The sequence below is a fragment of the uncultured Maricaulis sp. genome (assembly GCF_963976135.1).
Classification (GTDB): Bacteria; Pseudomonadota; Alphaproteobacteria; order Caulobacterales; family Maricaulaceae; genus Maricaulis.
Genome location: NZ_CAXBKN010000094.1, coordinates 1 through 9,740, shown reverse-complemented (window position 1 = coordinate 9,740; position 9,740 = coordinate 1). Strand labels below are relative to the sequence as shown.

At 65.4% G+C, this 9,740-nt stretch carries 11 protein-coding genes; 9 read left to right on the top strand and 2 right to left on the bottom strand.

Annotation, left to right across the window (positions count from 1 at the left end):
- Window positions 1-513: 513 nt before the first annotated feature.
- Together AAC023_RS11900 and gspG are read right to left on the bottom strand one after the other, a co-directional pair.
- Entirely contained in the window at window positions 514-891 is a 378-nt protein-coding gene (locus AAC023_RS11900; protein WP_339741420.1) for a prepilin-type N-terminal cleavage/methylation domain-containing protein, read from the bottom strand.
- A 38-nt stretch (window positions 892-929) separates the two neighbouring features.
- Complete coding sequence (gene gspG / locus AAC023_RS11895) at window positions 930-1,490, bottom strand: type II secretion system major pseudopilin GspG (RefSeq protein WP_339741419.1); 561 nt, start codon at window positions 1,488-1,490, stop codon at window positions 930-932.
- A gap of 203 nt (window positions 1,491-1,693) precedes the next feature.
- On the opposite strand from gspG, the gene AAC023_RS11890 reads away from it, so the two are divergent.
- The 9 genes from AAC023_RS11890 (at window position 1,694) to AAC023_RS11850 (ending at window position 9,628) form a co-directional block, all read left to right on the top strand.
- On the top strand, window positions 1,694-2,281 hold the full coding sequence (locus AAC023_RS11890) for a type II secretion system protein (protein WP_339741418.1): 588 nt from the start codon (window positions 1,694-1,696) through the stop codon (window positions 2,279-2,281).
- Window positions 2,278-3,324, top strand: a complete 1,047-nt coding sequence (locus AAC023_RS11885; protein WP_339741417.1) for a hypothetical protein — start codon at window positions 2,278-2,280, stop codon at window positions 3,322-3,324. Before AAC023_RS11890 ends, AAC023_RS11885 begins: the two co-directional genes overlap by 4 nt.
- On the top strand, window positions 3,257-4,375 hold the full coding sequence (locus AAC023_RS11880) for a hypothetical protein (protein WP_339741416.1): 1,119 nt from the start codon (window positions 3,257-3,259) through the stop codon (window positions 4,373-4,375). The genes AAC023_RS11885 and AAC023_RS11880 overlap by 68 nt, the downstream gene beginning before the upstream one ends.
- A complete protein-coding gene (locus AAC023_RS11875) occupies window positions 4,372-4,962 on the top strand; it encodes a hypothetical protein (protein ID WP_339741415.1) in 591 nt (196 codons plus the stop codon). The genes AAC023_RS11880 and AAC023_RS11875 overlap by 4 nt, the downstream gene beginning before the upstream one ends.
- Window positions 4,959-5,465 (top strand): hypothetical protein, encoded by a 507-nt coding sequence (locus tag AAC023_RS11870; RefSeq protein WP_339741414.1) that lies wholly within the window; start codon window positions 4,959-4,961, stop codon window positions 5,463-5,465. Before AAC023_RS11875 ends, AAC023_RS11870 begins: the two co-directional genes overlap by 4 nt.
- A 3-nt stretch (window positions 5,466-5,468) precedes the next feature.
- Entirely contained in the window at window positions 5,469-7,574 is a 2,106-nt protein-coding gene (locus AAC023_RS11865) for a hypothetical protein (RefSeq protein ID WP_339741413.1), read from the top strand.
- 126 nt (window positions 7,575-7,700) lie between these two features.
- Window positions 7,701-8,324, top strand: coding sequence for a prepilin peptidase (locus AAC023_RS11860; RefSeq protein ID WP_339741412.1), 624 nt, complete (start codon window positions 7,701-7,703; stop codon window positions 8,322-8,324).
- A complete protein-coding gene (locus tag AAC023_RS11855) occupies window positions 8,321-8,755 on the top strand; it encodes a prepilin-type N-terminal cleavage/methylation domain-containing protein (protein ID WP_339741411.1) in 435 nt (144 codons plus the stop codon). The genes AAC023_RS11860 and AAC023_RS11855 overlap by 4 nt, the downstream gene beginning before the upstream one ends.
- Before the next feature lie 39 nt (window positions 8,756-8,794).
- Window positions 8,795-9,628, top strand: a complete 834-nt coding sequence (locus tag AAC023_RS11850) for a sulfotransferase (RefSeq protein ID WP_339741410.1) — start codon at window positions 8,795-8,797, stop codon at window positions 9,626-9,628.
- Window positions 9,629-9,740: the final 112 nt, after the last annotated feature.

The following is a 9,740-nucleotide window of genomic DNA, read 5'->3' as shown; positions in this document are numbered from 1 at the left end:
ATTACTTGGTTGCCATGGCAGTTACGCACCATGACGGTTCGAACATCACCGCCCCAGCGCGGTCGGCCAAACCGAGTGCCCGCACCTGAACTCCGCCCTGTTGACGCCCTTAACGGCACGATATTGAACTAGGATCGCGACATTAAAATGACGTTAAGAGCGTCAAGACGTGAGCGGCATTGAGCCGCATTATCGCGCTGAGTGTCAAGCTGATTCATACAAGGCCGGGAGGGATGCCACATATTTTCGCCGCATTCCGGGGTCCGCAGGCTTGCACCGGTGGCGGCGGGCAGACGTAATGGAGACGTTATTTCTCGGTAAAACAAAGGGTTGAATGAAATCGTGGAGACCCATTTTGAGCCGTGATGCGCCAGGGTGGCGTGGTCAAACTGCCACAGTGAAAGGGCTATTCCACATCATCAGAGGCTGAAAACAAACGGTATTTTTCCCCGGTCAGGGGAAATAGCGCGTGAATTGCACCCGAAAGGCATGCAACCGAATTCGGGCCACACCCTATATCCGCTCCAGGGCGCAATCCGGCGCGGCAGCGCGCCGGTGCCAGAGGCGCCCGTCCGGCGCAGCGAGGGTGAATTCGCCGCCATCACACAAACCACCGGCCGAGACCCGCAAGGGCGTCCCGGCGGTGACATGCCAGCCCGGCGGCAGATCGGGGAAGCGGGCCGTCAGCGCGTCTGGCGCAATCTCGAGCGGTGCCGCCGCCAGCACAGCGTCATAGCGCAGACGGGTCATGCCGGCCTCGAGCGCGGTCAGGGCGAGGCGGACCTCGCGCTGTCTCAGCCCATTGATCAAGGAGGGCGCGGCGATCGTGCTCACCAGGGCAATCAGGGCGACCGCCAGCAAGACCTCAAGCAGGGAATAGCCCGACCGCATCAGCGGTCAGCCACCCCGGGGCAGGACGCCAGCGGGCATCATGGCCGGGCGCCCGCGGATGGCTCGAGGCCGGCATTCGGGTCATTGCCGCGCGAATAGAGGTCGGCGGCCAGGCCTTCGCCGCCCGGCTCACCATCATTGCCGTAACTGAGGACAATGCCGCGGCGCGACAGCGATTCCCCGGCCTGGTATTGATAGGCCGTGCCCCAGGGGTCGATCGGCAGGCCGCCATCGAGATAGGGGCCATTCCAGCGATCAACCAGATCGGGCGGCGGCACGGCCAGCGCGGCCAGGCCTTCCTCGCTCGCCGGGTAGCGGCCGATATCGAGGCGGTAGGAATCCAGCGCCGTCTCGATCATGCGGATCTGGGTGCGCGCCGCCGTCACCTGCGAGGCGTCGAGCTGTCCAAACAGGCGCGGCGCGATCAAGGCGGCCAGCAAGGCGATAATCGCAACGGCAATCAGCACCTCCATCAGCGAATAGCCCGCACGCAGCGATCGGCGCCGCGGGGCTGTCGTCGGGCAGGGGGCGTGCCGAGCGGCAGTGAGCTGCGCGCGGTCCGTTACGGTCGGTTCTGCCGGGTCCGGTCTGGCGTCCATGTCCTGATACCCCTTGATTGGTCTGCGAATTGGATCGGTCTGCGATATGAGTGCCCTGCCAGATGAATGCTCTGCCAGGGCTTTAGTCTGGAGTGGGCGTTGCGCCGGTGTTTGCCAAAGCCGGGCAGCGCACAACGGCTCCAGCCGCCTTGCGTCCAGCATTCTTTACAATATCATGGTGTGCAAGGAGTTTTCCAGACCCGATGCGCAGCGGATTTACCCTACTCGAGACCCTGATTGCGCTGGTGATCGCCTCGCTGATCACGCTCGTCCTGATGGATACGCTCGCGGCGGCCACCGGTCATGCGCGCCGCATCGAACAGGCGACGCGCGGCTATACCGCCCGCACCCTGGCCCTGATCCCGGTCCTGCGTGCGCTCAATGGCGCCGCGCCGGACTATTATGACAGCGAATTTGTCTTCACCGGCGATGCCCGGACGGCGCGCGGCCTGACCCTGGCCAGCGCGACCGGCGCGGGCGGCGAGCTATGCCCGTTTGAAATCTCGATCGAGGACCGCGACGGGCAGATCGTCCTGGTCTATCGGGAGCAGGATGCGGCGCTGTTCGAGACCGCCCTTCCCGCCGGCGCCCGGCTGGCCTATCGCGACCCGGCCGGCACCGAGCACGAGGTCTGGCCGCCGGAGGAGGGTTTCAACCCCGATCCGGTGTATTACCGCCCGGTCCCGGCAGCGATCCTGATCCTGGCCGGCGAGGCAGCTGTGCTGGCCGCAGCGCCGTCACGCACCACCGGGCTGACCCTGCGGACGCGCGATTTCGATCTGGTATTATGAGCGCGCGCCTGTCCCCACCGGAGACACGGCCCGGCTATGTCTTCATCCTGGCGCTGGCGGCGATCGCGGCGCTGGCCCTGGTGCTGGCCGGTGCCTATGCGGTGCAGCGCTCCAGCTCCGACGGTGCGGCGCGGCTCTTGTCCCGGACCCGGCTCGAGGGCGATCTGCGGGCGGCGCAGGCGAATGCGATCTATCTCCTGCTGACGGCCCCGCGCGGCGAGGACACCGTCAATGCGGGCGGGATCATGAATCCGGATATTTTCGAAGGCGGGCTGCTCGATGCCGGCGACCCGATCAGCGCCCGCGGCGAACCACGCCGGATCGATATCAACGGGCGCACCGTCATTATCCGGCTGATATCGGCCCAGGGCCTGGTCGGGCTGGACCCGGACGACCCGCGCAAGGCGGTGCAGTTTCTCGAACAGATCGGACTCGACCCGGCCGAAGCCTCGCGGCTGGCCGCGCGCCTGGGCGATTATGCCGATGGTGACGATCTCAGACGGCTGGGCGGCGCCGAGCGCGACACCTATCCCGAGGGACGCGCACCGGCGAACCAGCCCATGCGCAGCCCGAGCGAATTGTGCGCCGTGCTGGGCTGGGAGACCCTGCCGCTCTGCCAGGAAGATGCGCGGTTGATGGACCTCTATTTCACGGTCACGCCGGGCGCCGCGACCACACCGCGCTTCATCCCCGACCATGTGCTGGAAATGCTGTTCGACGACGCTCCGGCGCGGCAGCGGATGCAGATGCAATTTGCCCAGCAAAGGGTGTCGAATTTCGCCGATCTCGGCCTCGATGGCTGGGACGGTGTGTATCAAGGCGAGTTCGGTTATGGCTCCCTGGGGGCTGAGTTTTTGATCTTGACCCATGAGCCGCAGGCGAGCTTAGTCTTGGCTGCGCTGGTCAGCCTGACGCCGGGGGCTATCGCGGCGCCCTATCAAACGACATTCGATTTTGTGATAGGAGGAGACCGAGTTGAGCAGGAATTTGGCCTCGAAAGCGCCGACGATCTTGAAGAATTTCCCCTCCCCGAACCGCCGTAGACTCGGCCCGGGCGGTCTTGAGGCGCGCTCACGCGGCGCCTTCTGGCGCGCGCTGGCATTCGGCGAAATGATCGTGATCAGCCGCGCACTTCTGCATTTCGAACGCCTCGAGCGACCACCCGGCGCGGTCGATGCGCGGATGCGGGCCGCGATGACCCTGATGGCGCGCATGCGCGCGCCGTTCGAGGACCCCGGACTGCATCTCGTCTGGCAGGCGCGCCATGTCACGGTCTGGTCCTGGGACAAGACCCGCCTCGCCGATCTCGGCGCACCGGAGAGCGGCTGGTTCATGCCCGAACCGGCGCTCGGCCATGACCGGGCCCTGCCCGATGCCAGCGCGTCGCAGGACGGCTTTGTCCTGCTGCAGCGCCGCGACGGCTATGAAGGCCAGATCCGGCAGGGCGAGGAACTCGTCGCGAGCCGTTTCTGGTCGCGCTCGCCGGCCGCCGACGAGATCGCGCGCTTCCGCCGCTCGGCCCATGGCGCAGCCGAGATCCATGCCGGCGATGACGAAGACGGGCCACGCCCGATCCTCGACCGGATCAGGGCCCTGATTGCCGGGCTGCAGCCGGTGCACGCGGCGACACTGGCCCTGCTCCTGATCGGTGCGCCCTTCCTGCACAGCGCCGGAACCTATGCCCGCCTGACCCTGGGACAGGGTTCGGCGCAACGCGCGCTGGCCGCCTTTGCCGAGGACAGCGCCGGCGATTTCGGCGCGCTTGAGCGCTACCGGTCCCAGAGCGCGCAACTTGCCGTCTACCGCCAATCCCTGGAGCGCATCAATCCACTCGCACCAGCGGCCGATCTTGCCGAAGCCGCGGGCGCGCTGGAGGCGCGGATCACATTGCTGCGCGTCGAGCCCGATCGGGTGCGCGCCCTGATCCAGCCGCGCGGCGAGCTCAATCCCGCAACGCTGGCACAGGCGCTCGAGGCGCAACCCACACTGGTGAATGTCCGGCTGAACAGGACCGCCAACAGCGCCGCCTGGGAAGTCCAGGCCGAGCTTGCCTCGCCCGATGACGCGGCTGCGGACCGGGAGGGGGCATCATGAGCGATACTCTCGCAAGCCTCACCGCACCCGTCCGCACGGCGCTCGGAACCCTGACCGCGCGCGCGCAATACGGACTCGTCGTGCTGGCCAGCCTGGCCGGTCTCTACGCCCTGACTTCGCTCAATGACGTCAACGCGCAGACAAGGCGGGCGCTGGATGGCGCCCAGCGCCAGCTGTCCGCGCGCCAGGCCGCGCTGGAACAGCGCGACTGGGCGGCGCTGGCCGCTGAAGCGGAAAACCTGACTCAGACCGCAGAGGCCCGTTTCTGGCGCGCACCAACCGCGGGCATCGCGGCGGCGAGAATCCAGGGCGCGCTGGAAGCCGCGGCCCGGGAGGCGGGGCTGCCCGATGCACGTGTTCAAGTGATCGAAGCCGACGTTCTGGAGCGCCGGGCACCCGGCGCGGAAACACGGTTGTTCGAAGCGGAAGTCACGGCCCGCGATACCGGCGGTGCCTTCGCCCCCTTTATCGAGGCCGCCGCCGGTGCGCCCGGCGAGCTGCGCGCCACGCGGCTGGACTGGGATTCGCGGACACGGCGCTTCACAGTGACTTTCATCGCTCCCGCCATGATGGATCCGGACTCATGATGCCGCTCAGCCTCGCCCGGCTTGGCGCAGCCGGCCTGGTCGCGGTCGCGGCCGGCCTCGCTGGCCTGGTGATCGCGCCCCGCGCCGCGCCACCGCTTGAAATGCCGCAATCCACATCGGCCGGCGGGCCCGGCCCGGTGCTGCAAAGCGATATCAGCGCACTGAGCGCGCGCCTCAGAGCCAGCGGGCTGTTCCCCGCTGCCGTACCGCTCAATGCCGGCGAACCGAGCGAAGCGGAAGCCGCAGCGGTCCTGGCGGCGCTGGGCGATGGCGCGGGCGAAGCGGTCATTGTTACGGCCCCGCCGATCAAGGCGCTGGTCCGTGAAGATGGGGTCTGGCGCCTCCATGCGGGCGGGGCTATCACTGAACGCGCACGCCTCATTGAGGGCGACGAGTTGTATGACGGTTGGCGTATTACGGAAATCGGAGCCTCACACATCGTGGTAAGCCGCGGGGACGAGACACATTCGATATTCGTTTTCGATCCGTCAGGGGAAGGTTGAAGCATGATCAATAAGTTCCGCACTACGAGCGCGATGGCTGCAGTAGCGATGCTGGCTGGCTGCGCTAGTCTTGAAGAGGGCGGACTGTATCAGGCCCGATTGAACACCTTGAGACTGCCTGATTCCGAAACGGTGTCGCAGGAAACCCCGCCAGCCGAAACCGAAAACCAAATCTCGTTTGGGAACACGGACGTCGAAGCCTGGCGGGTCCCCACCCTGACCGGACAAGCCAGCACGCCCGACGACGCCCTGACGGAGCGCCCCAGACTTCAGGGCCCACCCATCAATGTCACGCTTCCGGCGCAAACCGTCCCTTCGTTCGTCAATACCGTGCTGGGTGACGTGCTGGAGCTGCCCTATGCGCTAGGCCCAGGGGTGGCAGAACGCACGGACGTGGTCACCTTGCGCAGCGTGCGCGACATGGATCCGGAGACTTTCTACCAGCTGTTCGAGGCTGCAATCAGCGAATACGGGCTGGCGCTCACCTATCGCGACGGCCTGATCCAGGCGGTCGAACGCGCTGACCTGATGACCGAGACACCGCAATTTGTCCGCTCGCGCGCCCGCTCTAGCGCACCGGCCTCGCTGCGGCCGGTGGCGCAATTTGTCCAGCTTGAGGCGATTGACGCGGCGGAAATGGAAGCGATCCTCAGAATCAGCTTTCCCGAACGGCAGCAGCTGGGCATCCAGGTCCGGCGCGATATCAGCGCCTTGACGCTCAGCGGACTGTCGGATGATGTCGATTCCGCGCTGGCGATCATCCACCAGATGGATGATTTGCGCTTCTCCGGCGCCGAAGCCGTCACCCTGTCGCCCAACCATTGGGACGCCCAGGCCCTGGCCTCCGCTGTGCGGGACATCCTGATGATCGAAGGCTATCAGATCAGCCTTGGTGCCGGATCAACCCGCCCCATCACGCTGTTGCCGGTCGCCTATACCAATCAGATCCTGATCTTCGCGGACAGCGCTGCATCAATGCGTCATGTGGTCGAGACCGCGCGCCGGCTCGACTCCGCGGCGCAAACCACCGAAGAGCGCACACCGCATGTCTACCAGGTGCGGGCGCGCGCCGCACAAGCCTTGGCTGACATCGCAAGTGGCGTTCTGGGCGAGCAGGCCCGCAGTTCACAAGACGGCGCACCGGCGCCGCCACCTGGACGGCTGACCGTCGACGAGATGGGCAACCGCATCATTTTCAACGGCACGCAGAGTGAATTCCGCCCCCTGGAAAGACTGTTTCGCACGCTGGATACAGCCGCGCCGGAAGTCCTCATCGAGGTCACGATTGCGGAAGTCACGCTCAGCGAGGATGAGCGTTTCGGTCTCGAATTCCTGCTCAATACTTTCGGCGGCAATCTGGAACTGAGAACAACCGACGGACTCGGGCTGGAATCGGGCGGGCTGAGCGCCGTATTGCGGTCCGGCGATGTCGATCTGACGGCGGCCGCGCGCACCTCGCACTCGCACATCAATATATTGTCAACACCGCGCATCGTGACGCGCTCCGGTTCGTCGGCCTCGGTACAGGTCGGCACCGACGTTCCCATCATCACGAGCCAGCGGGCCGCGACCACGCAACAGACGGGATCGACGGACATTCTGCAAACCATCCAGTTTCGTTCGACGGGTGTGCTGCTCAATGTTGAGCCAACCGTTTACAGTAATGACCGGATCGATCTGGTGATCAGCCAGGAAGTCAGCGCCGCACTGGCCAATCCCAATCAGGCGATCGCCAGTCCGATCATCTCGAACCGGAGTCTGACCTCGGAACTGACTTTGCAGGATGGGCAGACCGCTGTTCTCGGCGGGCTGATGGAGCGCCGGATCAATCGGGGGTCGACCGGCGTGCCGGGCCTGGAAAACGTTCCCCTGCTGGGCATGCTCTTCGGGACGGAGTCCGTCGATTCCGACCAGACAGTTTTGCTGGTGATGGTGACGCCTTACATCCTGCGCAATCGGGAAGACCGGCAACGCATCGTGGAATTATATGGCGATGAGGCCAACCGCGCCTTCGCGACGCCGGTGCGTACAGCTATTCCCGAAATCATCAGAGAACGACCACCGGTTTCAACCATTCTGCCAGCGCGCACGGGTACAGGCCCTGATTGATGGCTGCCCGTGCGATTGCGTGCAGCCGGGCCAGTGCCGGGAGCCAGATGCAGCGGCTTTTCCCGGCGACGCCATCGCCGCATGTTGAGCGAGGCCGGAATGGATCGGCGACGCGGAGATCGGACGATGTCTGTTGACCTGACGCCGCTGGCATTGCCTGCATTGCTGGCCGCCGGGGCCGCTCTGACGCTGATTTCCGCCCGAACCGCATTGCCCGGCCCGATCAGTCTGACCACAAGCCTCCTGGCTGCGGCGCTCCTGACCGGTGCGTATTTCTTCGCCATCGATCACCTGATCTCGGCCATGGCGTTTGCCCTGGCGGCCGGGGCTGGCGCAGCCGCCGCGGCAATCGATGCGCGCCGCCAGCTTTTGCCGGATGTCGGCGCGGGCTTGATCGCGCTGGCGGGCCTCGCCTCTGCCATCTCGCGCGACGCCTTGATCTCCGCCCTGATCGCGGGCGCAATTTCCGCTGTCATCCTGATCGCGGCAGCCCTGCTGACACGCAAGCCCGGGCGCGATAAAACCCTCGGCGATGGCGATATCCTGCTGGCCGGAGCCTGTGGGTTCTGGCTGGCACCGGAACAGGTCCCCTACGCCCTGCTTTGCGCCACCATACTGACCGCGGCCTCCGGTTTCGCCACCAGAATGCGGACGGGCGAGGGGCTCGGCCGGATGGCATTTGGCCCTGGATTGATTGCCGGGTATGGATTGGCCGCAACTGGATTCTTGATCCTGGGATCTGCATCATGACGCAGCGCGACGGTTTCAGCTTGATCGAGGCCCTGGCCGCAACCGCCTTGCTGTCAATCGCGATGATTCCGATCTATGACATGCTGTCGGCGCTGCACACGGCCAGTGGACGATTGGAGCGCGCGACACAGACGCCCTTTATCGAAGCCACGGCGCTCACCTTGCTCGCGGGCCCCGACCACCGCGACGACCCTCCTGAGGAGAGCGGCGCGCTGATCATTGATGGCTGGCGCGTTGAATGGCAGCGGCACCCCCTCAGCGCAACCGAAATTGCGGGCATGGCCTATGGAACCGCAATGATCGACATCCGTCTGGAAGAACTGGAACTGGTGCTGATTCAGGACAATTATCGCCGCACAACGCATCATCGACGCATCGCCTGGACTCCACGGCATGATGATCTCGACGCCTATCTGGCGACACTGGAATGAAGCGCACCACGCTGTCAGGACCGGCCCATGACTGAAGCGATGACTAAACCCCCGGCAGCCCCCTTCGCCATCGGCGGGCTCGGCGGCAGCGGAACGCGCGCCACGGCCATGCTGGTGCGAAATTGCGGGTGCTGGCTGGGCGGCGACCTCAATGATGCGCTGGATAATCTCTGGTTCACGCTCCTGTTCAAGCGAGCTTCTGTCCTGATCGATGACGAGGCGCGATTTGAGGCGCTGTTCGACGCATTCATGGCGCGCATGCGCGGGATTCCCCCCACGCCGGACATGGCGCAGACGCTTGCAGCACTGGCCGCCCAGGGCCGGTTTGGTCACTCAACGGACTGGCTGGTCGCCCGGCTCGAAAGCTTCACGACGACATCGGCGTCACCACCTGCGCGGGACCGCTGGTGCTGGAAAGAGCCCAATACGCACATCATCATCGAGCGTGCTTTGCGGCAGGTTCCGGAGCTGAAATATGTCCACGTCGTCCGGGATCCCGTCTATATGGCGTCCAGCAAGAACCGGAACCAGCTCAATAACTGGGGCCCGCTCTTCCTCGACCGGGCCGTGAGTGACGGCCCGCGCGATGCCCTCGCCTATTGGGCGCGCATCCACAGGCGGCTGGATGCGGTTCGGGAACGTCACCCTGACCGGATCACCTTCTTCAGTCATGACGCGTTTATGGCCGATCCGGAGCCCGAGGCCGCACGGTTGCTGGGCTTTCTGGGCCTTGAGCCCCCTGCGAACCGGGACCGGCTCTTCGAGGGGATCGTGTTTCAACCCCCGGCTCAGGCCCAACCCACCCACACGGCCATGCAGGCCGATCCCGATGACCTGGCCTTCTGCGAGGAATTCGCGGCACGCTACGTCTAGGATTGCGCCCTCGCCCATGTGGCGCGGCAACCCGCTTCGGGCAAACCGCCACCGCCGCAATCATGGTACAGCTGCAATCATGGAAGGGGAAGTAGTGGCGGAGAGAGAGGGA

Excerpts from the sequence above, each read along its gene's own strand:
- AAC023_RS11855 (WP_339741411.1), top strand. The coding sequence starts at position 8,321 with ATGACGCAGCGCGACGGTTTCAGCTTGATCGAGGCCCTGGCCGCAACC.
- AAC023_RS11885 (WP_339741417.1), top strand. The coding sequence starts at position 2,278 with ATGAGCGCGCGCCTGTCCCCACCGGAGACACGGCCCGGCTATGTCTTC.
- AAC023_RS11865 (WP_339741413.1), top strand. The coding sequence starts at position 5,469 with ATGATCAATAAGTTCCGCACTACGAGCGCGATGGCTGCAGTAGCGATG.
- AAC023_RS11870 (WP_339741414.1), top strand. The coding sequence starts at position 4,959 with ATGATGCCGCTCAGCCTCGCCCGGCTTGGCGCAGCCGGCCTGGTCGCG.
- AAC023_RS11900 (WP_339741420.1), bottom strand. The coding sequence starts at position 891 with ATGCGGTCGGGCTATTCCCTGCTTGAGGTCTTGCTGGCGGTCGCCCTG.
- AAC023_RS11890 (WP_339741418.1), top strand. The coding sequence starts at position 1,694 with ATGCGCAGCGGATTTACCCTACTCGAGACCCTGATTGCGCTGGTGATC.
- AAC023_RS11850 (WP_339741410.1), top strand. The coding sequence starts at position 8,795 with ATGACTAAACCCCCGGCAGCCCCCTTCGCCATCGGCGGGCTCGGCGGC.
- AAC023_RS11860 (WP_339741412.1), top strand. The coding sequence starts at position 7,701 with ATGTCTGTTGACCTGACGCCGCTGGCATTGCCTGCATTGCTGGCCGCC.
- AAC023_RS11875 (WP_339741415.1), top strand. The coding sequence starts at position 4,372 with ATGAGCGATACTCTCGCAAGCCTCACCGCACCCGTCCGCACGGCGCTC.
- gspG (WP_339741419.1), bottom strand. The coding sequence starts at position 1,490 with ATGGACGCCAGACCGGACCCGGCAGAACCGACCGTAACGGACCGCGCG.